Genomic DNA, 24,465 nt, shown 5'->3' with positions numbered 1-24,465 from the left:
GGCGCCTGCCTAGCGCGATCCATCCCCATCAATAGCATATCCGGAACACGAATATGTGGTGCGCGAGGCGCACCGCTCCGTTATCGCCGCAAGGAAACGGAGGTGGGGAGCGAAGGGCGCCGGATCGGAAATGCCTATTTCGCGGCTTCGGTTCCCGCCGCCTGTGCCGCTGCCTCCGCCGCGTCGTGGATTTTCAGCGTTTCGGTGCGCGGCATCGAGATGATGTTGTAGCCGGAATCCACGTAGTGGATCTCGCCCGTGACACCGGAGGACAGGTCCGAAAGCAGGTATGCCGCCGCACCGCCGATTTCCTCGGTGGTGACGGTGCGCCGCAGGGGCGAGTTGGCCTTCTGGTAGGAATACATCAGCCGCGCGTCGGCGATGCCCGCGCCCGCCAGCGTGCGCACCGGGCCGGCCGAGATGGCGTTGACGCGGATGGAATCCGCGCCGAAATCGTTGGCGAGGTAGCGCACGCTCGCCTCCAGCGCCGCCTTGGCAACACCCATGACATTGTAGTTGGGCATGACGCGGGTAGCGCCGCCGTAGGTCAGCGTCATGATGGAACCGCCCGCCGGCATGATCGCGGCCGCGCGCTTCGTCACCTCGGTGAAGGAGAAGCAGGAGATCAGCATCGTGCGCAGAAAGTTCTCGCGCGTGGTGTCGGCATAGCGGCCCTTCAGCTCGCTCTTGTCCGAGAAGGCGATGGCGTGCACCAGAAAATCGATGCCGCCCCACTGCTCCTTCAGCGCGTCGAACACCGCATCCACGGACGCGAGGTCCTCCACGTCGCACGGCAGGATCACGCTTGAGCCGACCGTTTCCGCAAGCGGCGCCACGCGCTTGTGCAGCGCGTTGCCCTGATAGGTGAAGGCCAGTTCCGCCCCGTGTTCGTGCAGCGTCTTCGCGATGCCCCAGGCAATGGAATGATCGTTCGCGACGCCCATGACGAGGCCGCGTTTTCCCTGCATCAGACCTTTTGTCACTAGCATTCCTCCGCCTCAGGCTTCGAGTCGCTTGAAGACGAGGGTAGCGTTGGTGCCGCCGAAGCCGAACGAGTTCGACAGCACGCAATTGAGCGATACGTCGTCAATGCGCTCGCGGACGATCGGCATGTCCGCGAAGGCGGGGTCCAGTTCCTCGATGTTGGCGCTCTTGCAGATGAAACCGTTGTTGAGCATCAGCAGCGAATAGATCGCCTCCTGCACGCCCGCCGCCCCCAGCGAATGGCCGGTGAGAGACTTGGTGGCGGAGATGGGCGGGCAGGCCTCCCCCGCGCCGAACACGCGCCGGATGGCCTCGATTTCCGGCCCGTCGCCGGCCGGCGTGGACGTGGCGTGCGGATTGATGTAGTCGACCGGCACATTGACGGTGGCGAGCGCCTGCCGCATGCAGCGCTCCGCGCCCTCGCCCGAGGGGGCAACCATGTCGTAGCCGTCGGACGTCGCGCCATAGCCGACGATTTCCGCATAGATTTTCGCGCCGCGCGCCCGCGCGTGCTCCAGCTCCTCCAGCACCAGGACGCCGGCGCCGCCGGCGATCACGAAGCCGTCGCGGTGGAGGTCATAGGCGCGGGAGGCGGTCTGCGGCGTGTCGTTGTATTTCGAGGACATGGCGCCCATGGCGTCGAACAGCACGGAGAGCGTCCAGTCGAGTTCCTCGCAGCCGCCCGCGAACATGATGTCCTGCTTGCCGTACTGGATCTGCTCGACGGAGTTGCCGATGCAGTGGCTGGACGTGGCGCAGGCGGACGAGATCGAATAGTTGACGCCCTTGATCTTGAACCAGGTCGCGAGCGTGGCGGAGGCGGTGGAGGACATGGCCTTCGGCACGGCGAAAGGCCCGACGCGCTTGGGGCCCTTGGTGCGGGTGATGTCCGCCGCGTCGACGAGCGTGCGCGCGGAAGGCCCGCCGGAGCCCATGATGATGCCGGTGCGCTCGTTGCTGATGTCGGACGGATCCAGCCCCGAATCGGCGATGGCCTGATCCATGGCGATGTGGTTCCAGCCCGTGCCGCCGCCGTGGAACCGCATGGCGCGCCTGTCGACATGCTCCTCCGGCCGGATGGTGGGGGCGCCGTGCACGCGGCAGCGGAACCCAAGGTCGGCATAGTCCTGCGCGAAGACGATGCCGGAACGCGCTTCGCGCAGCGAAGCCAGCACTTCCTGCGCGTTGTTGCCGATGGATGAGACGATGCCCATCCCCGTCACCACGACACGTCTCATCGCAAACGTTCCCTCTTTCGCAATATTCGGTTCAGTCAAGTCGTTCGCGCGCGGCCAAGGCCCATCCCGGCATCTGCGGGGGAACCTGCGGGCGGTATCCGCCCGCGCCGGCACTTGTCGCAGCATATGGCGCGCGTCGGTGGCGTTGTCCAGCCATCCCGCATCCCGCTCGCGGAAAACCGGCCGGCTGCGTCAGGCGCCGGCTGCGGCCGCATCCGTGGTGAACAGGCCGACGCGCAGGTCCCTGGCGGTGTAGATGCGCTTGCCGTCGGCCTCCAGCCAGCCGTCGGCAATGCCGAGCACCAGCTTCGAGCGGAAGACGCGCTTGAGATCGACGCCGTAGACGACATTACGGATGGTCGGCAGCACCTGATCCGTGAACTTGACCTCGCCCACGCCCAGCGCCCGGCCGCGTCCCGGCGAGCCTAGCCAGCCGAGGAAGAAGCCGACGAGCTGCCAGAGGGCATCGACGCCCAGGCAGCCGGGCATCACCGGGTCGCCCTTGAAGTGGCAGGAAAAGAACCAAAGGTCCGGCCGCACATCGAGTTCCGCCCGTACGCCGCCCTTGCCGTATTCGCCGCCTGCCTCCACGATGGAGGTGATACGGTCGAACATCAGCATCGGCGGCAGGGGCAACTGCGCATTTCCGGCACCGAACAGCTCTCCCCGCCCACAGGCGAGAAGCTGTTCATAATCATAACTCGACTGGCGCTCCATGTCCCCCGGTCGTTCCTTTCATCTTTTCGTCATCGTTCAGGGCGCTAATGCACCGTTGCCCGAACCTTTAGTGACGGTGGGCGGATCAATCCCGACGTGGCCGCACGGCGCGTTCACCTAATGCGCCGATACGTCATCCGTTAGTAACTGGTGAAGCCGCGTCCGCGAACCGATTCCCGATCCCCGACCCAACCCCGTTTCGCGCTTCCTAACATAATGGTCGCCGACCTGAAAGCGGCGACGGGGACTTTAATGTTGTCTACAGGCTTGATTCCGCAAGATCACGACAGCGGCTGCCGCTTGAGATTGTCGCCACCATACCCCATCTCCCGTTACCCGTCGCGAAAACGGCCCGTCCGGCTGCCGGCCAGCTTTCCGCACACGGGCCGGCGCGGCAGGCCGCGCCGGGATCTCGTTACCGCCGGCCGGGAAGGTTGAAGACGCGCGATGGCGTATGAAGAAAACGAGGCGCGGGCTGCTCTGGCCGATCCCGCGGCGGCCGGTGTCGCAGGCGGCGATGCCCTGCCCGGACACAATAACGTTTTCGCGCATGTCGAGACGTGGATTTTCGACCTCGACAACACGCTGTACTCGCATGAGGCAGGGCTGTGGCCGCAGGTCGATACGCAGATCACCCTCTACATGTGCGAGTTGTTCGGCCTCGACGCGATGTCGGCGCGTGCGCTGCAGAAATATTATTATCATCGTTACGGCACGACGCTGCGCGGCCTGATGGCGGAGCACGCCGTCGATCCGCAAGCGTTCCTCGATTTCGCGCACGACATTGACTATTCGGCCGTCGTCCGCGACGAGCGCCTGCGCCGCGCGGTGGCCAATCTGCCGGGGCGCAGGTTCGTCTTCACCAACGGGTCGCGCGCCCACGCGGGTGCCGTCGTCGGGCGGCTGGGCATCGCCGATCTGTTCGAGGATCTGTTCGACATTGTCGACGCCGCATTCGTGCCCAAGCCCGAAGCCGTCACCTACGCGCGCTTCATCGAGAGGCACGGCATCGACCCCACGCGCGCGGCGATGTTCGAGGACCTCTCCGCCAATCTCGCGGTGCCACACGGGCTCGGCATGCAGACTGTGCTCGTGCTGCCCGCGACGCCCGACCCACACCGCGAGGCGCACGAGCAGGGGCGCTCCGCCGAGGCGCATATCGGCCACCAGACGACGGACCTTGCGGCCTTTCTCCATTGCGCGGCGGGCGGCGCGAGTCAGTTATCTGACACCCGTCCGATTTATGACGTGTTGCAGCGCACTGATGGCGTGCGCCAACGGTGATAATAAAGTGGGCGAGAGGCTGGAACTCCCTAGCGGAGAGCTTTCGGCGATCCCTTGTCGCCCGTGTGCCTGTGGCGCGCGGGTGCCTGGCCCGGCAGCCGGCATGAACGGACCGTTCGCGGTGCCCCCTCCCGTTCATGCTGCTGCCGGGCATTCTTCTTGCCCTTCGGTCTTCTCGATCATCGCCCCCGCGCATCGTCGGGGCCAGGCGCCAGTCCGAATTGCGATTGCGGCTGCGAACGTGTATTGGCGCACTGTCTTCCAGTCTGATTGAGAGTAGACTGCCTTCATGTCTGCGCTTATGCACCCTCTCGCTGTCCAGCAGCCCCTCCCGGCGGACGCCCTGTCCGTGCGGTTCTGGGGCGTACGCGGTTCATTGCCGGTGTCCGGGCCCCAGTATGTGGCGTTCGGCGGCAATTCGTGCTGCGTGGAGATCCGCTGCGGTGAGCGGCTGTTCATCGTCGATGCGGGCACCGGCATCCGCCCTCTCGGCGAATATCTCGGCGCGGAGCGCTCCGGCTGCGAGATCGATATCCTGCTGAGCCATCTGCATCTCGACCACGTCATCGGCCTGCCGTTCTTCAGGCCGGCGCTGGTGCGCGGCAACACCATCCGCGTTCATGTCGGCAATCTCGGCGGGGCGGACGGCAGTGCCGCGCTGGGGCGGCTGTTCTCGCCGCCGCTGTTTCCGCTGGGGCTCGACGGGCTGCCGGCGCGCTTCGAGCATGTCGGTTTTCGCGCCGGCGACAGGCTGGCGTTCGTCGACGGCCCTTCCGTCGCCACGTGCCCGCTGCTCCATCCCGATGGCGCGAGCGCCTACCGGTTCGAGTTCGGCGGCCGGCGCGTGTGCTACGTCAGCGATGTCGAGCACAGCCTGGGCTGGCCGCCGGAGGACCTTACCGATTTCGTCTCGAACGCCGACCTGATGATCTTCGACGCCATGTATGCGGCCGATGAATACACGCGGTGCAAGGGCTGGGGGCATTCCACCTGCGAGGCGGGCCTCGCGCTCTGCGCGGCCGGCAAGGTGAAGGCGATGGCGGCGTTCCACCTGCACCCCTGCCACGACGACACGCGCCTGGAAGCCTATGACGCCCGGCTGCGCGCGGCGCTGCCGGGTTCCTTCGTCGCCCGCGACGGGCTCGCCGTGTCGTTTCCCGCGCTCGACCATTTAACTTGACCGGAACGCGGCGCCGGACCGTTTCCGCGTGCGCATGCCCGGTCGCAGACCGGGCATGCGGGCAGGTTCAGCGCAGGCTGTTGACGAAACGCTGGATGCGGTTGCCCGCTTCCTCCAGCTTGTCGTTCGACGTGGCGTAGCTGACGCGGAAGTTCGGGCCGGAGCCGAACGACGAGCCATGCACCGTCGCCACGCCCTCGGTGGCGAGCAGTTCCAGCACGAAGTCCTCGTCCGTCTCGATCTTCTTGCCGGACGGCGCCGTCTTGCCGATCAGCGGGACGATGGACGGATAGACGTAGAACGCGCCCTCCGGCGTCGGGCAGGTGATGCCCGTCGTCTGGTTGAGGATGGAGACGATGAGATCGCGCCGGCCCTGGAATGCATTGCGGAACACCGCGAGGTGGTCCTGCGGCCCGTCGAGCGCCTCCACGGCCGCCCATTGCGAAATCGACGACGTGCCCGACGTCTGCTGGCCCTGCACCGTGTCCATGGCCTTGATGAGCGTCTCCGGGCCGCCGGCGTAGCCGATACGCCAGCCCGTCATCGCGTAGGCCTTCGACACGCCGTTGATGGTCAGCGTGCGCTCGTAGAGGTTGGGCTCGACCTGCGCGGGCGTGACGAATTTGAAGTCGCCGTAGACGAGATGCTCGTACATGTCGTCCGTCATCACCCAGACGTGGGGATGGCGCACCAGCACATCGGTGACCGCCTTCAGTTCGTCCCACGTATAGGCCGCGCCGGAAGGGTTGGAGGGAGAGTTCAACAGCACCCATTTGGTCTTGGGCGTGATGGCGCGCTCCAGATCCTCCGCCTGCAGCTTGAAGCCCTTGTCGATATAGGTATCGACGATGACCGGCGTGCCGCCGCACAGCGCGACGATTTCGGGATAGCTAACCCAGTAGGGCGCGGGAATCACCACCTCGTCGCCGGGGTTCAGCGTGGCGAGGAAGGCGTTGTAGATGACGTGCTTGCCGCCCGTGCCGACGATGGTCTGCGAGGGCTTGTAGTCAAGCTCGTTCTCGCGCTTGAACTTGCGCGCAACCGCCTCGCGGAGCTGCGGAATGCCAGCGACCGGCGTGTACTTGGTCTCGCCCCGGCGAATCGCCTCGATGGCCGCGTTCTTGATGTTGTCGGGCGTATCGAAATCCGGCTCGCCGACGGAAAGCGAGATCACGTCGCGGCCCTGGGCTTTCAGATCGCGGGCTTTCTGCGTCAGCGCGATGGTTGCGGACGGCTTGATGCGTGACAGAGCATCGGCGAGAAAGGCCATGATCATGGGCTCCTTGAGAGAAGGGATGGTGCAGCGCTTGATTGATTTGGGGCGGATCGCCCGCTTCGCGGAGCGCGATCATTCCGAAAAGCGTGGAAACGTAGTCCGCCCGCCGCTCGCTGGCAAGCCTGAAAACCGCCGTATTGCGGCATCGTGGGTGCAGCGACGCGCCTTTCGGTGACGATTCCGTGAAGATGTAGGAACTATTCGTTAACCGCCCCGTTAACATGGCAGGGCATCCACCGGGCGTCTCTGGCATAGTGCAACTTCAGGCACGGCGCGGAGGCAAGACGATTTCGCCCGCTGCGGCAAAATGCCCGGAACGACAGGAGGCGGACATGACAACGAACGACCCGATCCGCATGTCGGATTACCAGCGCCGGCAACGGGCGGCCATCGCACCGGCAGAGGCGGCGCGCCAATTCAGGATATCGGCCGTGCTGGCGCTCGTCCTGATCGCGGCGTCGGCAATCGTCGCAGCTGGAACGCTGTTCGGCCCCGCGCACACTGCGCATACGGAGCCGCCGGCAGGAATCGCCCGCGTTTCCTGATGGCGCCCGGAGGCCAACGCGATTAAACTGACACGCAGGTCCGCGCGATCTGCGAAAGGTTCTTCGATGAGGTTTTCCGGACGGTTTCCGAAGATTGTGGCCGCAGGATTGCTGGCCGCCGCTGCCGTCGCGCTCCCCGATGGCATGGCGATACGGGCGGCCGCGCAGGTCGCACCCGCCGTGACGGAGCGGACGGAAAAGCTCGACATCTCTGTCGAGACCGTGACCTCCGGGCTCGAACATCCCTGGGGCCTCGCCTTTCTGCCATCCGGAGAGTTCCTGGTGAGCGAGCGGCCGGGGCGCCTGCGCCGCGTGAGTCGCGATGGCAAGCTTTCGCCGCCCGTTGGCGGCGTGCCTGCCGTGCTCGCACGGGGGCAGGGAGGGCTGCTCGACATCGCGCTCGATCCCGACTTCGCGCGCAATGGGTACCTGTATTTCGCCTACGTCGAGCCGCGTGAGGGCGGTTCGGGCATTGCCGTCGACCGCGCCGTGCTCAACCGGGAGAAAAACACGCTGGAGCAGGTCGAGGCGATTTTCCGCCAGAAGGATACGGCATCGGGAACGGCGAATTTCGGCGTGCGGCTGGTGCCGGCGGAAGAGGATACGCTGTTCATCACGATCGGTGACCGTTTCGGCACCCGCGACAAGGCGCAGGATGTGAGCAGCCATCTCGGCAAGGTGCTGCGAATCAACACCGACGGCACCATTCCCATCGACAATCCGTTCGTCGGGCAGGATGATGCCCTGCCGGAAATCTGGTCGCTGGGGCACCGCAACGCGCAGGGTGCCGCGCTGCATCCGCAGACCGGCGAATTGTGGACCGCGGAGCACGGTGCGCGCGGTGGCGACGAGATCAATGTCGTCCGCCGGGGCCTGAATTACGGCTGGCCGATCATCACCTACGGCGTCGACTATTCTGGCGCGCCGATCGGCATCGGCACGGCGCGGGAAGGGCTGGAGCAACCCGTCTATTACTGGGTGCCGTCGATCGCCCCTTCCGGCCTCGCTTTTCATGAAGGGGGAGCGATCGCGCCCTGGCGCGGCAGCGTGTTCGTCGGCGCGCTGGCGGGGAAGGCGCTGGTGCGCCTCGAAGTCGCGGACGAGAGCGTCACCCACGAGGAACGGCTGCTGACGGATCTGAACGAACGCATCCGCGACGTGCGCACGGGCCCGGACGGCTATCTATATCTGCTGACAGACGCGGATAACGGCCGCATCCTGCGCATTGTCCCCGCCAGATGAGACGTGGCGGCGATCGGGTTCTTGACAGGCGCGGCGGATGTTCCCTATATGCGCTTGATAAGACGCGCGGCGAGGTCGCGCGGGTTGAGTCGTCGTTATCGGTTCCCGCCTCGCGGAGACGGTGACGGAAGCGGCAGTGTAGCTCAGTTGGTGAGAGCGCCGGATTCATAACCCGGAGGTCGGCAGTTCAAATCTGCCCACTGCTACCATTCCGCTTCGGATTTCGTGCGATTCGCCCTGTTCTCACACACTGATTCTCTTGTTTTCCCCTCCCTGATCGATGCAAGATCGAAGAGCCGTGCCGGCTGGCCGGGCCTCGGCGTGTATGCGTCAACAAACCGTTTCATGGTGCGGGTAAGGGAGCGTATCGACCGCATGGTCGGGCTGCAGGAAGGGGCATGTCGTGGCATCATACGCAATCGTCAGCATAGAGGGCATCGGGGAAAACGACGCGCAGGCACTGAAGGTGGCGGGGATCGCCACCACCGACGCGCTGCTGGAACGCGCGCATGACCCCAAGGGGCGCAGGGAACTGGCAGCGGAGACCGGCATCGACGAGGCGCTGATCCTCAGGTGGGCGAACATCGCGGATCTCCTGCGCATTCACGGCGTTGGCAAGGAATATTCCGACCTGCTGGAAGCCGCGGGCGTCGACACCGTGAAGGAACTCAAGCATCGCAACGCCGTCAACCTGACGAAGGCGCTGGCGGAGGCCAACGAAAAAGGCAACTACGTCCGCGCGCTGCCCACCGAAAAGGTGGTGGCGAAGTGGATCGAACAGGCGAAGGAACTGCCGCCGCTCCTCACCTACTGATGCGGTTTTCGCCCGGTGACAGCCGGAAAAAGGTTGTTAACCGGGCGTTCCCGATGTATGGGTCTGAAGTCCGGAATGCGCTGCCCGCGGGTGGTGGCTGGGGCGCGTTAACCGCGCCCTTTTGGTGTTGTTGCATATGTGGCGCTGTCGCATGCAAAACGACCCCGCCGCCCGAGCGCGCCGCCGGAATCGTTCCCTGCTGTCGGCCATGAGGCGCCGGCCCGCCGTTACGGCGGAAGATCGTGCGGCAAACCAGACCGCGCGGCGCCGGCAGCGTGGGAGCGGCCCGTTATTCGAGCCGCCGGCGCCGTTGGTCAGGAGTTTTCATGTCCGTAACCGCTAACCATGCCCCGACCCGCGACGATTTCGCGGCGCTTCTCGAAGAATCCCTCGGTGGGCATGAGTCCCAGGAAGGGACCGTCGTCAAGGGTATCGTCGTCGCAATCGAGAAAGACGTCGCCGTCATCGACATCGGCCTCAAGACCGAGGGCCGCGTTCCGCTGAAGGAATTCGTCGGCCCCGGCCGCGATCAGACGCTTGAGATCGGCGACGAGGTCGAGGTTTATCTGGAGCGCGTGGAGAATGCGCTCGGCGAGGCCGTGATCTCGCGCGACAAGGCGCGCCGCGAGGAGAGCTGGGTCAAGCTTGAGAAGGCTTTCGAGAACAATGAGAAGGTGACGGGCGTCATCTTCAACCAGGTCAAGGGCGGTTATACGGTTGATCTCGACGGCGCCGTGGCGTTCCTGCCGCGCTCGCAGGTCGACATTCGCCCGGTGCGCGACGTCACGCCGCTGCTCAACGTGCCGCAGCCGTTCCAGATCCTCAAGATGGACCGCCGCCGCGGCAACATCGTCGTCTCGCGCCGCACGGTGCTTGAGGAGACGCGCGCCGAGGCCCGTTCCGAGCTCGTGGCCAACCTCGAAGAGGGGCAGGTCATCGAGGGCGTGGTGAAGAACATCACCGAATACGGCGCCTTCGTCGATCTCGGCGGCATCGATGGCCTGCTGCACGTCACCGACATGGCATGGCGCCGCGTCAACCACCCGACCGACGTCGTCAGCATCGGCCAGTCGGTCAAGGTCAAGATCGTCAAGATCAATCACGAGACGCACCGCATCTCGCTCGGCATCAAGCAGTTGCTGGCCGATCCGTGGGAAGGCATCGCCGAGCGCTATCCGGTCAACAGCCGCTTCAGCGGCCGCGTGACGAACATCACCGACTACGGCGCGTTCGTCGAGCTGGAGCCTGGCATCGAGGGTCTGATCCACGTCTCCGAGATGTCGTGGACCAAGAAGAACGTCCACCCCGGCAAGATCGTCTCCACCTCCCAGGAAGTGGAAGTGCAGATCCTCGAGGTCGATCCCGTCAAGCGCCGCATCTCTCTCGGCCTCAAGCAGACCCTGCAGAATCCGTGGGAAGCCTTCGCCGAGAAGCACCCGATCGGCTCCGAGGTCGAGGGCGAGGTCAAGAACAAGACCGAGTTCGGCCTCTTCATCGGCCTCGACGGGGATGTGGACGGCATGGTCCACCTCACCGATCTCGACTGGAACCGTCCGGGCGAGCAGGTCATCGAGGAGTTCAAGAAGAGCGACGTCGTGCGCGCTGTCGTTCTGGACGTGGATGTCGAGAAGGAGCGCATCTCGCTCGGCATCAAGCAGCTTGAGGGTGACCCCTTCGCTGACGCTTCGGACATCAAGAAGGGTTCGACCGTCACCACCGAGGTGCTGGAGGTCAAGGACGCCGGCATCGAGGTGCGCATCGTCGACACCGACCTGACCTCCTTCATCCGCCGCGCGGAGCTGGCGGGCGACCGCAACGACCAGCGGCCCGAGCGCTTCTCGCCCGGCGAGAAGGTCGATGCCCGCGTGGTGCAGTTCGACCGCAAGGCGCGCCGCATCCAGCTCTCCATCAAGGCGCTGGAGAAGGCTGAGGAGAAGGAAGCCATCGCGCAGTACGGCTCCGCCGATTCGGGTGCGTCGCTCGGCGACATCCTCGGCGCCGCGCTGAAGAAGGCGACCGAAAAGAAGTAAGGCCGGCAAGGCGTTGCGCACGCTTCCATCACGTCTTTCGTGATGGAGGGCGCCCCGCGCCGCAACGAACGGAAGATCGGGACCCGCGCGGAAACGCGCGGGTTTTTCTTTTTGCCGGCGCACCGTCAGGAATCGGCCGCGCCGCATGTGAAATCTTTATGAAGACCGTTTATATCAATTACTTATCAAAAATAGGGTTTCCCTTCGAGCCGGAATTGATCTAGTCTTGCGGCGGATCGAGGGCCGGATGGCGGCCCGCCGTTTCGGGATGGACATGGGTTACGAAGCCGACCTTATCGCCGATCGCCGCCGCTTGCGTGGCCGCGTCACCCTCTGGCGGGCGCTGGCGTTCGTGGCACTGATCGCGGTGGCTGTCGTGGCGGGCTTTTCGCTACGGGAGGGCGGCCTTTCCGCCTCGCGCCCGCACGTCGCGCGGGTGACGATTGACGGCCTCATCACGGGCGACCAGCGCACGCTCGATCTCATCGGCGATGTGCGCAAGAGTTCGGCCGTGCAGGCAGTGATCCTGCGCATCGACAGCCCCGGCGGCACCACGGCGGGGTCCGAGGCACTGCATGAGGCGTTGCGCCGTCTCGCTGCGGAGAAGCCCGTGGTCGCGGTGGTGGACACGCTCGCGGCGTCCGGCGGCTATATCGCGGCACTCGGCGCCGACCGGATCGTGGCGCGCGAGACGTCGCTCGTCGGGTCGATCGGTGTGCTGTTCCAGTTTCCGAATGTAACGGGCCTGCTCGACAGCGTCGGCGTCAGCGTCGAGGAGGTCAAGTCAAGCCCGCTGAAGGCGGCGCCCAACGGGTTCTCGCCCACGTCGCCGGAGGCGCGCGCGGCGCTGGAGAGCCTGGTGCGCGACAGCTTCGACTGGTTCAAGCGCCTCGTGCGCGAACGGCGCGGCTACGATGATGCTGGCCTCGCGCGGGTGGCCGACGGGCGGGTGTTCACCGGGCGGCAAGGCGTCGATCTCCGGCTCGTCGACGAACTCGGCGGCGAGCGCGAGGCGGTGGCCTGGCTGGCCCGCGAGCGCGGCGTTGCCGAGGGCCTGCCGCTGCGGGAATGGAGGCGGAGCCTGCGGGACCGCAGCTTCGGCTTCCTCAGCGGTGCGACACTGGTGGCGCAGGCCGCGGGTTTTGAAAGGCTTGCAGCGTTTTTCGGCGGTCTGGATGCCGGTGCCGGCGTGCGGCGGCTTGACGGCCTGCTTGCGCTCTGGCACCCTGAAGTCGAAAACTAGTATTGTTTCAAGTATATACCCTTGGCAAGCATTTGAGCTAAAGCAAGAGTGGGGTTGATGATCAAATCCGAACTCGTTCTGCGGATTGCGGAGCAAAATCCCCATCTCTACCAGCGTGACGTCGAGAATATCGTCAATGCCATACTGGAAGAGATCACACGTGCGCTGACCCGCGGCGATCGGGTGGAGCTGCGCGGCTTTGGAGCGTTTTCGGTCAAGAAGCGTGAGGCGCGGGTCGGCCGCAATCCGCGCACCGGCGAGACTGTCGAGGTTGACGCCAAGATGATTCCGGTGTTCAAGACCGGAAAGGAAATGCGACTGCGCCTGAACGGGGGGCGGGAAGCGCTCGGCGATGGCGACGAGGCCGCCGAAACCGTCCGTCGTTCGTCGGCAGGCAAGTAGCAGGGCGCAGGCAACAGCAGGGTACGCGCGGTGAAGACGCTAATCAGAATCCTGATCATTCTGCCGCTGACGGTGGTGATTGTCCTGCTGTCGGTCGCCAATCGCACGCCCGTGCAGGTGTCGCTCGATCCATTTTCCGGCGCTGCGCCGCTGGTCGCATTCTCGGCGCCGCTGTTTGTCATCATCCTGACGGCTGTTGCCGTCGGCGTGCTGCTGGGCGGCTTCGCCGTCTGGTGGTCGCAGGGCTATTATCGCCGCGCCGCCCGCCTGCGCGCGCGTGAACTCGATCGCGTGAAGGCGGAGGCCACCGCGCGGCAGGCCGGCAGCGCCCAGGCTGCGGGCGGCGCATCCTCCGGCGGCGCGCTGGCGTTGCCGACGCATGCCAATGCCCGCTGACACGCGGGGTCTGCCGGTGCAGAAAGCCAGCCTGCTGATCAAGATTTGCGGGCTGAACACCCCGCAGGCGGTGGAAGCCGCCGTGGCGGCCGGCGCCGATCTGCTCGGTTTCGTCTTCTTTCCGAAAAGTCCGCGCTATGTCGGCCATCGCGAGGCGGCGGAACTCACCGCGCTGGCGCGGCGCCTCGCGCCCGGCGCCGGGATCGTGGCGCTGACCGTCGACGCATCGGACGCCGATCTTGAGGCAATTATCGATGCCATCGCGCCGGACTGGCTGCAGCTGCATGGCGGCGAAACGCCGGAGCGCGTGGCGGCGGTGCGCGAGCGTTTCAAGGGCGGCGTGATGAAGGCGCTGGGCGTCGGCAGCGCCGGGGATGTCGCGCGGGCACACCGTTTCGCGGAGGGTGCGGACAGCCTGCTGCTCGACGCGAAGCCGGCGGCGGACGCGGTGTTGCCAGGTGGCAACGGCATTCCCTTCGACCACCGTCTCATCGCCGGGGAGCGCTTCGGCGTGCCGTTTCTGCTGTCCGGCGGGCTTCATGCCGACAATGTCGCCGACGCGATCCGCCTCGTGCGCCCCCAAGGCGTCGACGTCTCGTCGGGGGTCGAGTCGGCGCCCGGCGTCAAGGATGCAGCGCGGATAGCGGCGTTCGTCCGCGCGGCGCGGGAAGCATTGGACATGGTCGGGCAATAACAGTATGTCCGACTCCTGAACCAATGGAAGCGACGCTTCCCGAAAAAACTGATCCCGAGGACACGACAGCGTGAGCAACAAGCTGAATTCTTATACGTCGGGGCCGGACGAGCACGGCCATTTCGGCATTTTCGGCGGCCGGTTCGTGGCCGAGACGCTGATGCCGCTCATCCTGTCGCTGGAGAAAGCCTACGAAGAGGCGCGTGCCGACCCCGATTTCGCGCGTGAGCTTGCGCAGTATCAAGCCCATTATGTCGGCCGGCCGAGCCCTCTCTATTACGCCGAGCGCCTGACCGAGGCGGTGCGCGCGGGCGCAGGCGAGGGGAAGGGCGCGAAGATCTATCTGAAGCGCGAGGAACTCAACCACACGGGTTCGCACAAGGTCAACAACGTGCTCGGCCAGATCATGCTGGCGCGGCGCATGGGCAAGACGCGCATCATCGCGGAGACGGGCGCGGGCCAGCATGGCGTGGCGACAGCAACGCTGTGCGCCCGCTTCGGCCTGAAATGCGTCGTCTACATGGGCGCGGTGGACGCCGCCAGGCAGAAGCCGAACGTGTTCCGCATGGAGATGCTGGGCGCGGAAGTGCGGCCCGTGCAGGCGGGCGCGCGCACGTTGAAGGACGCCATGAACGAGGCGCTGCGCGACTGGGTGACGAACGTCGCGGATACATTCTATTGTATCGGCACGGTGGCCGGGCCGCATCCCTATCCCGCCATGGTGCGCGATTTCCAGTCCGTGATCGGGCGTGAGGTGCGTGAGCAGGTGCTGGCGCAGGAGGGGCGGCTGCCCGATTCGCTGGTTGCCTGCATCGGCGGCGGCTCCAACGCCATGGGGCTGTTCCATCCCTTCCTCGACGAGCAGTCGGTGGAGATTTTCGGTGTCGAGGCTGCCGGACACGGCCTCAGCTCCGGCGAGCATGCCGCGTCGATCGCCGGCGGGCGTCCCGGCGTGCTGCATGGCAACCGCACCTACCTGCTGATGGACGACGACGGCCAGATCACGGAGGCGCACTCGATTTCGGCCGGGCTCGACTATCCGGGCATCGGGCCGGAGCACGCCTGGCTGCACGAGACCGGCCGCGTAACCTATCTCTCGGCGACCGACGACGAGGCGGTGGCGGCGTTCCGGCAACTGTCGCTGCTGGAGGGAATCATCCCGGCGCTCGAATCCTCTCACGCACTTGCGCGCGCGGCGGATCTCGCGGCGCAACGGCCGCGCGATCACCTGATGGTCGTCAACCTGTCCGGTCGCGGCGACAAGGACATCGACATGATCGCCGAAAGGCTCAACGCCGCGAAGCGCGAAGGGGAAGCAGAATGAGCCGCATCGACCGTCGTTTCGCAGCGCTGCGCGCCGAGGGCCGGGCGGCGCTGGTAACCTACATCACCGCTGGCGATCCGGATTTCGATACCTCGCTCGCCGCGCTCAGGTCGCTGCCCGAAGCGGGCGCCGACGTCATCGAACTCGGCATGCCGTTCACCGATCCCATGGCCGACGGTCCGGCGATCCAGCTCGCGGCACAGCGCGCGCTCAAGGGCGGGCAGACGCTGGCGCGCACACTCGCGCTGGTGCGGGCCTTCCGCGAGGGTGACGCCGACACGCCGATCATCCTGATGGGGTATTACAACCCGATCTATATTTATGGCGTCGATCGGTTCCTGGCCGACGCCAAGGAGGCGGGCGTAGACGGTTTCATCGTCGTCGACCTGCCGCCGGAGGAGGATGAGGAATTGTGTCTGCCGGCACTGCGGGCAGGGCTCGCCTTCATCCGGCTTGCGACGCCGACGACCGATGACGCGCGCCTGCCCACGGTGCTCGCCAACACGCGCGGATTCGTTTATTACGTGTCCATCACCGGCGTGACCGGCACGGCCGTGCCGGACTTCGAGGCCGTCGCGGCGCAGGTCGCGCGGATCAAGCGCCATACCGACCTGCCGGTTGCGGTGGGCTTCGGCGTGCGCTCCGGCGCGCATGCGGCCGCCATCGCCCGCGGCGCGGATGGCGTCGTCGTCGGTTCGGCGATCGTCGGCGCCCTCGCCAGCTCGCTCGATGCCGAGGGCCATGCGACGGCGCGGACGGTGCCGGCGGTCCACGCGCTGGTGCGGGAACTGGCGGAGGGCGTGCGCTCCGTCGCCAAACAGAACGCCTGAGCGGCGGGTGCGGGTGCGAGCCCGGGAGAGAGTGTTCGATGAACTGGATTTCTGACGTTGTCCGGCCGAAGATCAAGACGCTGTTCCGGCGCGAAGTGCCGGAGAATCTGTGGATCAAGTGCCCGGAAACGGGCCAGATGGTGTTCCACAAGGACGTCGAGGCCAATCTCAACGTCATTCCCGGCTCGAACTACCACATGCGCCTCGGCGCGCAGCAGCGACTGAAAATCACCTTCGACGATGGCGTCTGGGAAGATGTTCCGCTGTCCGACGTGGCGCTCGACCCGCTGAAGTTCCGCGACGAGAAGCGCTATACGGACCGCGTGCGCGACGCGCGCTCCAAGACGGGGCTCGCGGACGCGATCAAGGTCGGCGTCGGCGCCATCGAAGGCTCGCCGGTCACGGTCGCCGTGCAGGACATCAACTTCATCGGCGGTTCGCTCGGCATGGCAGCCGGCGAGGCATTCATCAGGGGTGCGCAGACGGCTGTCGAGCGCAATATGCCGTTCGTCATCTTCACCGCCTCCGGTGGCGCGCGCATGCAGGAGGGCATCCTGTCCCTGATGCAGATGCCGCGCACGACCATCGTGATCGACCGGCTGCGCGAGGCGCGGCTGCCGTATATCGTGGTGCTGACCAACCCGACGACCGGCGGGGTGACGGCCTCCTACGCCATGCTCGGCGACGTGCATATCGCGGAGCCGGGTGCGCTGATCGGCTTCGCCGGCCCGCGCGTGATCGAGCAGACCATCCGCGAGAAGCTGCCGGAAGGGTTCCAGCGCGCGGAATACCTGCATGAACACGGCATGATCGACATGGTCGTGCATCGCCACGAGCTGAAGGCGACCATCGCGCGCCTGTGCCGTTTCCTCACCCGCCAGCCCAAGCCACCGGTGGTCGAGCCGCTGCCGGAGACGGAGGAGGTGGCGGTCGAGGTGGCCGAGGCAGCGGCCATTCCCGCTGTTGTCGAAAACCGGCCGTCCTGAGCCCCGCATTCGCCGGACCGGCCACCACGCGCCGCACCACTGCGGCGCGTGCGGGAGTATCATGAATGGAAGCATCAGAGGTTTTGCTGGCGCGGTTTCTGGCGCTGCATCCCAAGGCAATTGACCTGTCTCTCGAACGCATCGAGCGCCTGCTGGAGAAGCTCGGTCATCCCGAACGGCGGCTGCCGCCGGTCATCCATGTCGGCGGCACCAACGGCAAAGGGTCGACCATCGCCTTCATGCGGGCGATTCTGGAGGCGGCCGGACTCATGGTGCATGTCTACACGTCGCCGCATCTCGTGCGCTTTCACGAGCGCATCCGGATCGCGCGGCCTGGCGGGGGGCGGTTCGTCAGCGAGACCGATCTCGTGGAGGCCTTCCGACACTGCGAGGCGGTGAACGCGGGTGCGCCCATCACGTTTTTCGAGATGACGACGGCGGCGGCGCTGGTGTTGTTCTCGCAGCACCCGGCCGACGTCCTGCTACTGGAGGTCGGGCTCGGCGGGCGTTTCGATACGACGAACGTCGTCAGCCATCCCGCCGCCGCGGTGGTGACGCCGGTGTCGCTTGACCACGCCGATTTTCTGGGCAACCGCGTGACGCTGATCGCCGCCGAGAAGGCCGGCATATTCAAGAAGGGCGCGCCTGCGGTGATCGCGCCGCAGGACCCGGAACCCGCCGCCGTGCTGGAGGCGCAGGCGGAGCGGGTGGGCGCGCGACCGTTCGTCGGCGGGCAGGATTTCACCGTGCATGAGGAAAACGGCCGCCTCGTCTATCAGGACGAGCAGGGCCTGCTCGATCTGCCGCCGCCGCGCCTGCCGGGGCGTCACCAGCACGTGAACGCGGGCACGGCGATCGCGGCACTCCGGGCGGCGGGCTTCGGCAACCTCCCGGCATCGGCCTTCGAGGCGGGTATGCTGCAGGTGGACTGGCCGGCGCGCCTGCAGCGGCTGACACGCGGCCGGCTGATCAGGCTGCTGCCGGACGGCGCCGACTTGTGGCTGGACGGCGGGCACAATCCCGACGGCGGCCGCGTGCTGGCGGAGGCGATGGCGGAACTGGAGGAAAAGAATCCCGCGCCGCTGGTCATCGTCTGCGGCACGCTCGGCACCAAGGATTCAAGCGGTTTCCTGCAGCCGTTCAAGGGGCTGGCCAAGGAGGTGCTGGCCGTGCCGATCCGCGCGCAGGCGGCTGCGCGCCCGGCGGAGGAGGTGGCTGACATCGCCCGCCGGGCCGGGCTGCGGGCGTCGTCCTTCCCCAGCCTGGAAGCGGCGCTGGCATCGACCCGCAATACGGTGTGGGAGCACCCGCCGCGCGTGCTGATCACCGGGTCGCTCTACCTCGCCGGCGATGTGCTGGCCGCGAACGGCACACCGCCAGTGTAGACAGGTTTCGGCGCCGCCATCGAGTGGCATAACGATCGAGTAGAGTAGCATCTGTAACGGAACCGGCGCCGGTCGAGGACGGGCGCCGGATTCGCTTCACGCGAAGGCCGCTAGAGCGTTTTCAAGCAAAGCGGAGATCGGTTTGCGTGAAGAAAGCGCGTAATATCAAAAACTTATAGCATTTCGGCGTTTCAATGAAATGTCGAAATGCTATAGGCCAGCGGGCATCATGCGTTGGTGGTGATCCAGTTGGAGAGGTCGCCCTTGTGCGACGCGCCCACCTTCTGCGCGGCAAGCTTGCCTTCCTTGAACAGGAGCAGCGTCGGAATGGAGCGGATGCCGAACTGGGCTGCCGTGTTGGGATTCTCGTCGACGTTGAGCTTGACGATCTTCACCTTGCCCTCAAGCTCGGTGGAAATCTCTTCGAGCGCCGGCGCGATCGCGCGGCAGGGACCGCACCATTCGGCCCAGAAATCCACGACGACGGGCTCGGCCGACTTCAGCACGTCGGCCTCGAAGCTCGCGTCAGTCACCTTTGCTGTCATGACGGTTATCCTCGATCAGGGTTGCGCGCAGCGAAGCGCATGGTCGTTGTTCAACGTAGGCACCGCCCCGTGGGCGGTCAAGCTGCGTGCTTTCGCCCGGGCCGGGCGGGCGTGTGTTTGCACACTTTTATGGCGCGGCTGCGCGTTGCAGTGCAGACCATCGCCGGCGGCTATGGACGGCGGTCGCCGGCAGATGATATGCGGCGGACAGGGGCGCGTCGCGGCGCCGCGCCTGTTGTGCTGTTCCCGCGTCGGGATACGCAATCCGGGATGACATGATGCGCTTGTCCGTTGATGCCTTGGCCGCCTTGCCAACTGCCGGCCGCTGGGGCGTGTTGCTCGTGGCCTCGGCCCTGCTGGCGGCGGGGCTCGAAGCCATCGGCGCGCCGGCGGCGCTGTTGCTGGGGCCGATGCTGGCGGGCGTCGTCGTCGGCGTTCTGAACGGCAGGCTGCATGTGCCGCCGCTGGCGTTCAGCCTTGCGCAATCGTTGGTCGGCTGCCTGATCGCGGCCGACATCACGCCGGGGATCGTGACGTCTTTCCTGCGGGACTGGCCGCTGTTTCTCGGCGTGGTGGTGGCGACTATCCTGGCCAGCAGCTGGCTCGGCTGGCAGATCAGCCGGACGAACGTTCTTCCCGGCACGACAGGCATATGGGGGTCGTCGCCCGGCGCGGCCTCGGCGATGGTGCTGATGGCGTCTGCTTTCGGCGCGGACGTGCGTCTCGTCGCCTTCATGCAATATCTGCGGGTGATCTGCGTCACGCTGGCCGCCTCGCTCGTCGCGGGGCTCTGGACGCAGACGGGAACCGTGCACGTCAGCAGGGAGTGGTTTCCGGCCCATACGGCCGCCGAATGGGCGACAACGGCCGCGCTGGTGCTCGCGGGCCTCGCCGCCACGCGGCTGCTGCGCTTCCCGTCCGCGTCGTTTCTGCTGCCGATGCTGTTGGGCGGCCTGCTCAACAGCCTCGGCCTCGTCAGCTTCGCCCTGCCGCCGTGGCTGCTGGCGCTGGGCTATGTCGCGCTGGGCTGGAGCATCGGTCTCGGCTTCACCCTTCAGGTACTCGCCGTGGCCATGCGGGCGTTGCCGTGGATTCTGGCCTCGATCGCCTTGCTGATCGCCTTCTGCGGCGGCCTCGCGGCGGTGCTGGTCTATGCGCTGGGGGTTGACCCGCTGACGGCGTATCTGGCGACGAGCCCGGGCGGGCTCGACTCGGTCGCCATCATCGCCGCCGCCAGCAATGTCGATCTCGGTTTCGTGGTGGCCCTGCAGACGGTCCGCTTCGTGATCGTCGTCCTTGCCGGGCCACCGCTGGCGCGGTTCACTGCCCGTCGAGCGTCGTCGGGGGAACGATCGTAGCGACGATGGAGGAATCGAGCGCCTCGTAGTCGTGCAGGCCGATGGTGTCGTAAAGCTCGGCGCGGGTCTGGAACTGGTCGAGGATGGCCTTGACCGAGCCGTCACGCTTCAGCGTGGCGTAGAGCGTCTCCTGCGCCTTGTTGGCGATGCGCAGCGACGACACCGGCCAGATGATCAGCTTGTAGCCGAACTCTTCGAACTCCTTGGCGGTGTAGTAGGGGGTGCGGCCGAATTCCGTCATGTTGGCGAGCAGCGGCACGCCGGGCAGGCGGCGGGCGAACTCGCGGAACAGCTCGGCGTCGTTCAGCGCCTCGGGGAAGATGGCGTCCGCGCCGGCTTCAACATAGAGCTTCGCGCGTGCAACGGCACCCTCGATGCCCTCGCTGGCGGCGGCGTCGGTGCGGGCGATGACGTAAAGGTGGCGGCGCGCCTTCACGGCAGCGGCGACCTTTGTCGCGAAGTCGTGGGCGTCAGCGATTTTCTTGTCGTTGAGGTGGCCGCACTTCTTCGGCAGAATCTGGTCTTCGAGATGGATAGCGCCCGCGCCCGCGTCCTCGAAGGTGCGCACGGCGTGCATCACGTTCAGCGCCTCGCCGTAGCCGGTATCGCCGTCGACCAGCACCGGCAGGCCGGAGGCACGCGCCACCTGGCGGATGAAGAACGCCACTTCGTCGACGGTGATGATGCCGAGATCGGGCAGGCCCATGGAGGCCGTCATCGCCGCACCCGAGAGATAGACGGCGTCGAAGCCGGCATTGCGCGCCTGAATGGAGGCCTGGCCGTTGTGCGCGCCCGGGATCTGCAGGATGCCTTCGCGCTCGACCAGCGCCCGGAAGCGCAGGCCGGCGGGCTCGTTCGGGAGGTCGGAAGCAACAAGATAGGGCATGGTTTCGTTCCTTAAAGCAGTTTGCATTTGATTTAAGTATTAAACTAAATGCAAGTTGCGGAAAACAGCAGAAACTGGAGCGGCTTGCATAACAGCCCCGCTTCAACGATTGTGCAAACCGCCCCGCGGCGCGCCATCATTTCATGGAACGACGACACGCTCCGGAATCCTGATCGGCGGAGGGCTGACGATCGCCGCTTCGCGAGGATCATACACCTTTCCCGGGCCGGAATGAAAACCGGCGGGCCATGCCCGCCGGTCGCTGTTCTTCAGGCTGCGGCGGCGCCGCGCTCCCCGATGGGCACGAATTCAAGATTCTCCGGCCCCGTGTAGTTCGCGGACGGGCGGATGATCTTGTTATCGATGCGCTGCTCGACGATGTGCGCGGCCCAGCCGGAGGTGCGCGAGATCACGAACAGCGGCGTGAACATCGCGGTCGGCACGCCGAGCAGGTGATAGGAAACGGCGCTGAACCAGTCGAGGTTGGGGAACATCTTCTTGATGTCCGCCATCACCGATTCGATGCGTTCCGCAACGTCGAAGAGGGCGGTGGAGCCGGCCTCCTGCGACAGCTTGCGCGCCACTTCCTTGATCACCACGTTGCGCGGATCGGACACCGTGTAGACGGGGTGGCCGAAGCCGATGATCACTTCCTTCGCGTCGACGCGCTTGCGGATGTCGGCCTCGGCCTCGTCCGGATGCGCGTAGCGCTTCTGGATTTCGAACGCCACCTCGTTCGCGCCGCCGTGCTTGGGGCCGCGCAGCGCGCCGATGGCGCCGGTGATGGCGGAGTAGAAGTCCGCCCCCGTGCCGGCGATGGAGCGCGCGGTGAAGGTCGATGCGTTGAACTCATGCTCCGCGTAGAGAATGAGCGAGATATGCATCGCCCTGACCTGCGACTCGGTCGGCTTGCGGCCGTGCAGCAGGTGGAGGAAGTGGCCGCCGACGGAATCGTCGTCCGTCTCCACCTCGATGCGCCGGCCGTTGTGGCTGTAGTGATACCAGTACAGCAGAACGGAGCCGAGCGAGGCGATGAGCCGGTCGGCGATGTCGCGCGCCCCCGGGTGGTTGTGGTCCGCCGCTTCCGGCAGCACGCTGCCGAGAACGGAGACCGCCGTGCGCTGCACGTCCATGGGGTGGGAGGAGGCGGGCAACGCCTCCAGCACCTGACGCAGCGTCGCGGGCAGGCCGCGCAGGCCGCGCAGTTTCGCCTTGTAGGCGTCGAGTTCCTGCCGGGTCGGCAGATGGCCGTGGATCAGCAGGTGGGCGATTTCCTCGAACTCGCTATCCTTGGCCAGATCAAGAATGTCATAGCCACGATAGTGCAGATCGTTGCCGGTGCGCCCCACGGTGCAGAGCGCGGTATTACCGGCGACGACGCCCGACAGCGCGACCGATTTTTTCGGCGCAGGCTTCTTGACTTCTTCTGTCGTGCTCATTGCTCAGTTGTTTCCCTTCCAGTCGAAGATGCCGGTAGCGGGCGTAACCAGCTTGCCGGCGGGCAGGGTGAAGGTAAGGCCGCCGAGTTCCGCGGCGGTCAGCTCCGGCAGGCGCTCCACGAGGGCGAGGAAGCGGTCCTGCTCGGCCGTCTCCAGCACGCCTTCCGTCAGCGTGCGGAACTTCTCGATGTAGTTGGGGCGCTTGAAGGGGCGCGCGCCCAGCGGATGCGCGTCCGCCACGGCGAGTTCGTCCTCGATTACCGTGCCGTCTTCCAGCGTGACGACGACGCGGCCGCCGAACGCCTTTTCCTTCGGGTCATGCGAGTGGTAGCGGCGCGTCCACTCGGGATCTTCCAACGTCGAGATCTTGTGCCACAGGGCGACCGTCCCGGGACGATTGGCGCGCTCGGGCGCATAGCTGCGCTCGTGGTGCCAGCCGCCGTCCTCCAGCGCCACGGCGAAGATGTACATGATGGAGTGGTCGAGCGTCTCGCGGCTCGCCTTGGGGTCCATCTTCTGCGGGTCGTTGGCGCCGGTGCCGATCACGTAGTGCGTGTGGTGGCTGGTGTGGATGACGACGCTCTTCACCTTGGACAGGTCGCCGACCTTCGGGCCGAGGCGGCGGGCGAGGTCGATGAGCGCCTGGCTCTGGTACTCGGCCGAGTGCTCCTTGGTGTAGGTGTCGAGGATGGCGCGCTTGGGCTCGCCCTTGGCCGGCAGCGGCACGACGTATTCGGCCGACGGGCCGGAGAGCAGCCAGGCGATGAAGCCGTCCTCGCCTTCCCATGCCGGCGACGGCGCGCCCTCGCCGCGCAGCGCGCGGTCGACAGCCTCGACGGCCAGCTTGCCGGCGAAGGCCGGGGCATAAGCCTTCCAGCTCGAAATCTCGCCCTTGCGCGACTGGCGGGTCGTGGTGGTGGTGTGCAGCGCCTGCTGGACGGCCTGATAGATGATCTCGGTCGGCAGGTTCAGCAGCGTGCCGATGCCAGCGGCGGCGGACGGGCCGAGGTGGGCGATGTGGTCGATCTTGTGCTCGTGCAGGCAGATGCCCTTCACGAGATCGACCTGGATTTCATAGCCCGTGGCGATGCCGCGGATCAGGTCCGCGCCGTTCTGGCCCGTGTGTTGGGCGACCGCGAGGATGGAGGGGATGTTGTCGCCAGGGTGCGAGTACTCGGCGGCGAGGAACGTGTCGTGGAAGTCAAGCTCGCGCACGGCGACGCCGTTGGCCCAGGCTGCCCATTCCGGCGACACGCGCTGGCTCTGCTCCAGGCCGAACACGGTCGCGCCCGGCTGGTAGGGATGCGCCACGGCCTGTCCGCGGGCGCTCGCCACCGGATGGCGGTTGACGGACGCAGCGGCGACGGCGGCGTTGTCGATGATGCGGTTGCCGATTTCCTCGACCACGGCCGGCTCGACGGCAACCGGGTCAGCGGCGACCTCGGCGATCTTCCATGCGAGCTGATCCTCGCGCGCCAGATGTTCCGACGACTTGTAGGTGCGGACCTTGTGCTGCGTAACCATTGGGTGCTCCTCTGACATTAGTGGGGCCGGGTGACATCGGCGCTGCCGGATGCTCGCAGGCTCGCCGGGCCGGAACCTTGACAAACCGCAAGCGAACGGGCGGCCGCGCAAACCGACGTGCGGGATCGCCGTCACACGCATCA

Annotated in this window: 24 protein-coding genes and 1 tRNA gene; 17 read left to right on the top strand and 8 right to left on the bottom strand. The window is 66.2% G+C overall.

Annotated elements, in window-relative coordinates:
* Positions 1 to 134 precede the first annotated feature (134 nt).
* The 3 genes from fabI to fabA all read right to left on the bottom strand — a co-directional run bounded on the left by fabI (position 135) and on the right by fabA (position 2,939).
* Positions 135 to 968, bottom strand: a complete 834-nt coding sequence (gene fabI / locus ACFFJ7_RS03595) for an enoyl-ACP reductase FabI (RefSeq protein ID WP_377592059.1) — start codon at positions 966 to 968, stop codon at positions 135 to 137.
* Positions 969 to 998: 30 nt separating this feature from the next.
* Positions 999 to 2,222 (bottom strand): beta-ketoacyl-ACP synthase I, encoded by a 1,224-nt coding sequence (gene fabB, locus ACFFJ7_RS03590; protein ID WP_377590783.1) that lies wholly within the window; start codon positions 2,220 to 2,222, stop codon positions 999 to 1,001.
* A gap of 192 nt (positions 2,223 to 2,414) precedes the next feature.
* A complete protein-coding gene (gene fabA, locus ACFFJ7_RS03585; protein WP_166954602.1) occupies positions 2,415 to 2,939 on the bottom strand; it encodes a 3-hydroxyacyl-[acyl-carrier-protein] dehydratase FabA in 525 nt (174 codons plus the stop codon).
* Positions 2,940 to 3,386: 447 nt separating this feature from the next.
* Here fabA and ACFFJ7_RS03580 point away from each other — a divergent pair, with 447 nt between their 5' ends.
* Together ACFFJ7_RS03580 and ACFFJ7_RS03575 are read left to right on the top strand one after the other, a co-directional pair.
* Complete coding sequence (locus ACFFJ7_RS03580; protein ID WP_377590782.1) at positions 3,387 to 4,223, top strand: pyrimidine 5'-nucleotidase; 837 nt, start codon at positions 3,387 to 3,389, stop codon at positions 4,221 to 4,223.
* 289 nt (positions 4,224 to 4,512) lie between these two features.
* Positions 4,513 to 5,403, top strand: coding sequence for an MBL fold metallo-hydrolase (locus ACFFJ7_RS03575; protein ID WP_377590781.1), 891 nt, complete (start codon positions 4,513 to 4,515; stop codon positions 5,401 to 5,403).
* Positions 5,404 to 5,470: 67 nt separating this feature from the next.
* Here ACFFJ7_RS03575 and ACFFJ7_RS03570 read toward each other — a convergent pair whose 3' ends face one another.
* Positions 5,471 to 6,673 (bottom strand): pyridoxal phosphate-dependent aminotransferase, encoded by a 1,203-nt coding sequence (locus ACFFJ7_RS03570; RefSeq protein ID WP_166954606.1) that lies wholly within the window; start codon positions 6,671 to 6,673, stop codon positions 5,471 to 5,473.
* Between ACFFJ7_RS03570 and ACFFJ7_RS03565 the strand changes: the two genes are divergently transcribed.
* The 14 genes from ACFFJ7_RS03565 (at position 6,672) to ACFFJ7_RS03500 (ending at position 18,570) form a co-directional block, all read left to right on the top strand.
* Positions 6,672 to 6,854: a hypothetical protein gene (locus ACFFJ7_RS03565; RefSeq protein ID WP_377590780.1), complete on the top strand. Its 183-nt coding sequence runs from the start codon at positions 6,672 to 6,674 to the stop codon at positions 6,852 to 6,854. The two genes, ACFFJ7_RS03570 and ACFFJ7_RS03565, sit on opposite strands and share 2 nt — an antisense overlap.
* A gap of 157 nt (positions 6,855 to 7,011) precedes the next feature.
* Positions 7,012 to 7,224: a hypothetical protein gene (locus tag ACFFJ7_RS03560; protein ID WP_166954608.1), complete on the top strand. Its 213-nt coding sequence runs from the start codon at positions 7,012 to 7,014 to the stop codon at positions 7,222 to 7,224.
* Positions 7,225 to 7,290: 66 nt separating this feature from the next.
* Entirely contained in the window at positions 7,291 to 8,466 is a 1,176-nt protein-coding gene (locus ACFFJ7_RS03555; RefSeq protein WP_377590779.1) for a PQQ-dependent sugar dehydrogenase, read from the top strand.
* A gap of 132 nt (positions 8,467 to 8,598) precedes the next feature.
* Positions 8,599 to 8,675: transfer RNA gene (locus ACFFJ7_RS03550), tRNA-Met, on the top strand.
* A gap of 194 nt (positions 8,676 to 8,869) precedes the next feature.
* Positions 8,870 to 9,280: a DUF4332 domain-containing protein gene (locus tag ACFFJ7_RS03545; RefSeq protein WP_166954610.1), complete on the top strand. Its 411-nt coding sequence runs from the start codon at positions 8,870 to 8,872 to the stop codon at positions 9,278 to 9,280.
* Positions 9,281 to 9,606: 326 nt separating this feature from the next.
* A complete protein-coding gene (gene rpsA / locus ACFFJ7_RS03540; RefSeq protein WP_166954612.1) occupies positions 9,607 to 11,310 on the top strand; it encodes a 30S ribosomal protein S1 in 1,704 nt (567 codons plus the stop codon).
* 274 nt (positions 11,311 to 11,584) lie between these two features.
* Complete coding sequence (gene sppA, locus ACFFJ7_RS03535) at positions 11,585 to 12,553, top strand: signal peptide peptidase SppA (RefSeq protein WP_166954614.1); 969 nt, start codon at positions 11,585 to 11,587, stop codon at positions 12,551 to 12,553.
* Positions 12,554 to 12,610: 57 nt separating this feature from the next.
* Complete coding sequence (gene ihfB, locus ACFFJ7_RS03530) at positions 12,611 to 12,955, top strand: integration host factor subunit beta (RefSeq protein WP_166954616.1); 345 nt, start codon at positions 12,611 to 12,613, stop codon at positions 12,953 to 12,955.
* A 30-nt stretch (positions 12,956 to 12,985) separates the two neighbouring features.
* The gene (locus ACFFJ7_RS03525; RefSeq protein WP_166954619.1) at positions 12,986 to 13,351 is read left to right on the top strand and encodes a lipopolysaccharide assembly protein LapA domain-containing protein; all 366 of its coding nucleotides are present in this window, start codon (positions 12,986 to 12,988) and stop codon (positions 13,349 to 13,351) included.
* Positions 13,335 to 14,045, top strand: a complete 711-nt coding sequence (locus tag ACFFJ7_RS03520; RefSeq protein WP_377590778.1) for a phosphoribosylanthranilate isomerase — start codon at positions 13,335 to 13,337, stop codon at positions 14,043 to 14,045. Before ACFFJ7_RS03525 ends, ACFFJ7_RS03520 begins: the two co-directional genes overlap by 17 nt.
* Before the next feature lie 70 nt (positions 14,046 to 14,115).
* Complete coding sequence (gene trpB / locus ACFFJ7_RS03515; protein ID WP_377590777.1) at positions 14,116 to 15,369, top strand: tryptophan synthase subunit beta; 1,254 nt, start codon at positions 14,116 to 14,118, stop codon at positions 15,367 to 15,369.
* Entirely contained in the window at positions 15,366 to 16,199 is an 834-nt protein-coding gene (trpA, locus tag ACFFJ7_RS03510; RefSeq protein WP_377590776.1) for a tryptophan synthase subunit alpha, read from the top strand. The genes trpB and trpA overlap by 4 nt, the downstream gene beginning before the upstream one ends.
* A 38-nt stretch (positions 16,200 to 16,237) precedes the next feature.
* Positions 16,238 to 17,185, top strand: coding sequence for an acetyl-CoA carboxylase, carboxyltransferase subunit beta (gene accD / locus ACFFJ7_RS03505; RefSeq protein ID WP_166954625.1), 948 nt, complete (start codon positions 16,238 to 16,240; stop codon positions 17,183 to 17,185).
* A 65-nt stretch (positions 17,186 to 17,250) separates the two neighbouring features.
* On the top strand, positions 17,251 to 18,570 hold the full coding sequence (locus ACFFJ7_RS03500) for a bifunctional folylpolyglutamate synthase/dihydrofolate synthase (RefSeq protein ID WP_377590775.1): 1,320 nt from the start codon (positions 17,251 to 17,253) through the stop codon (positions 18,568 to 18,570).
* Positions 18,571 to 18,797: 227 nt separating this feature from the next.
* On the opposite strand, the gene trxA is transcribed toward ACFFJ7_RS03500, so the two are convergent.
* Positions 18,798 to 19,115 carry a thioredoxin gene (gene trxA, locus ACFFJ7_RS03495; protein WP_166954629.1) on the bottom strand — a complete coding sequence of 106 codons (318 nt, stop codon included), beginning with the start codon at positions 19,113 to 19,115 and terminating at the stop codon, positions 18,798 to 18,800.
* A 278-nt stretch (positions 19,116 to 19,393) separates the two neighbouring features.
* On the opposite strand from trxA, the gene ACFFJ7_RS03490 reads away from it, so the two are divergent.
* The gene (locus tag ACFFJ7_RS03490) at positions 19,394 to 20,473 is read left to right on the top strand and encodes an AbrB family protein (protein ID WP_166954631.1); all 1,080 of its coding nucleotides are present in this window, start codon (positions 19,394 to 19,396) and stop codon (positions 20,471 to 20,473) included.
* Here ACFFJ7_RS03490 and prpB read toward each other — a convergent pair.
* The 3 genes from prpB to ACFFJ7_RS03475 form a co-directional block, all read right to left on the bottom strand.
* The gene (gene prpB, locus ACFFJ7_RS03485) at positions 20,436 to 21,359 is read right to left on the bottom strand and encodes a methylisocitrate lyase (RefSeq protein WP_377590774.1); all 924 of its coding nucleotides are present in this window, start codon (positions 21,357 to 21,359) and stop codon (positions 20,436 to 20,438) included. The genes ACFFJ7_RS03490 and prpB overlap by 38 nt on opposite strands.
* Positions 21,360 to 21,628: 269 nt before the next feature.
* Positions 21,629 to 22,798, bottom strand: coding sequence for a bifunctional 2-methylcitrate synthase/citrate synthase (gene prpC / locus ACFFJ7_RS03480; protein WP_166954635.1), 1,170 nt, complete (start codon positions 22,796 to 22,798; stop codon positions 21,629 to 21,631).
* A 3-nt stretch (positions 22,799 to 22,801) separates the two neighbouring features.
* Positions 22,802 to 24,322, bottom strand: coding sequence for an MmgE/PrpD family protein (locus ACFFJ7_RS03475; protein ID WP_377590773.1), 1,521 nt, complete (start codon positions 24,320 to 24,322; stop codon positions 22,802 to 22,804).
* Positions 24,323 to 24,465: the final 143 nt, after the last annotated feature.

The sequence above is a fragment of the Pseudochelatococcus lubricantis genome (genome assembly GCF_042432495.1).
Lineage (GTDB): Bacteria > Pseudomonadota > Alphaproteobacteria > Rhizobiales > Beijerinckiaceae > Pseudochelatococcus > Pseudochelatococcus lubricantis.
Note: the sequence above shows the minus strand (reverse complement) of the source record. Positions and strands in the feature narration are given on the sequence as shown.

Coding starts and splice junctions, on each gene's coding strand:
- ACFFJ7_RS03555 (WP_377590779.1), top strand. CDS start 7,291: ATGAGGTTTTCCGGACGGTTTCCGAAGATTGTGGCCGCAGGATTGCTG.
- fabI (WP_377592059.1), bottom strand. CDS start 968: ATGCAGGGAAAACGCGGCCTCGTCATGGGCGTCGCGAACGATCATTCC.
- sppA (WP_166954614.1), top strand. CDS start 11,585: ATGGGTTACGAAGCCGACCTTATCGCCGATCGCCGCCGCTTGCGTGGC.
- ACFFJ7_RS03580 (WP_377590782.1), top strand. CDS start 3,387: ATGGCGTATGAAGAAAACGAGGCGCGGGCTGCTCTGGCCGATCCCGCG.
- prpC (WP_166954635.1), bottom strand. CDS start 22,798: ATGAGCACGACAGAAGAAGTCAAGAAGCCTGCGCCGAAAAAATCGGTC.
- fabA (WP_166954602.1), bottom strand. CDS start 2,939: ATGGAGCGCCAGTCGAGTTATGATTATGAACAGCTTCTCGCCTGTGGG.
- fabB (WP_377590783.1), bottom strand. CDS start 2,222: ATGAGACGTGTCGTGGTGACGGGGATGGGCATCGTCTCATCCATCGGC.
- ACFFJ7_RS03570 (WP_166954606.1), bottom strand. CDS start 6,673: ATGGCCTTTCTCGCCGATGCTCTGTCACGCATCAAGCCGTCCGCAACC.
- ACFFJ7_RS03520 (WP_377590778.1), top strand. CDS start 13,335: ATGCCAATGCCCGCTGACACGCGGGGTCTGCCGGTGCAGAAAGCCAGC.
- ACFFJ7_RS03490 (WP_166954631.1), top strand. CDS start 19,394: ATGCGCTTGTCCGTTGATGCCTTGGCCGCCTTGCCAACTGCCGGCCGC.
- ACFFJ7_RS03475 (WP_377590773.1), bottom strand. CDS start 24,322: ATGGTTACGCAGCACAAGGTCCGCACCTACAAGTCGTCGGAACATCTG.
- trxA (WP_166954629.1), bottom strand. CDS start 19,115: ATGACAGCAAAGGTGACTGACGCGAGCTTCGAGGCCGACGTGCTGAAG.
- ACFFJ7_RS03565 (WP_377590780.1), top strand. CDS start 6,672: ATGATCATGGGCTCCTTGAGAGAAGGGATGGTGCAGCGCTTGATTGAT.
- rpsA (WP_166954612.1), top strand. CDS start 9,607: ATGTCCGTAACCGCTAACCATGCCCCGACCCGCGACGATTTCGCGGCG.
- ACFFJ7_RS03560 (WP_166954608.1), top strand. CDS start 7,012: ATGACAACGAACGACCCGATCCGCATGTCGGATTACCAGCGCCGGCAA.
- ACFFJ7_RS03575 (WP_377590781.1), top strand. CDS start 4,513: ATGTCTGCGCTTATGCACCCTCTCGCTGTCCAGCAGCCCCTCCCGGCG.
- ACFFJ7_RS03500 (WP_377590775.1), top strand. CDS start 17,251: ATGGAAGCATCAGAGGTTTTGCTGGCGCGGTTTCTGGCGCTGCATCCC.
- prpB (WP_377590774.1), bottom strand. CDS start 21,359: ATGCCCTATCTTGTTGCTTCCGACCTCCCGAACGAGCCCGCCGGCCTG.
- ihfB (WP_166954616.1), top strand. CDS start 12,611: ATGATCAAATCCGAACTCGTTCTGCGGATTGCGGAGCAAAATCCCCAT.
- trpA (WP_377590776.1), top strand. CDS start 15,366: ATGAGCCGCATCGACCGTCGTTTCGCAGCGCTGCGCGCCGAGGGCCGG.
- accD (WP_166954625.1), top strand. CDS start 16,238: ATGAACTGGATTTCTGACGTTGTCCGGCCGAAGATCAAGACGCTGTTC.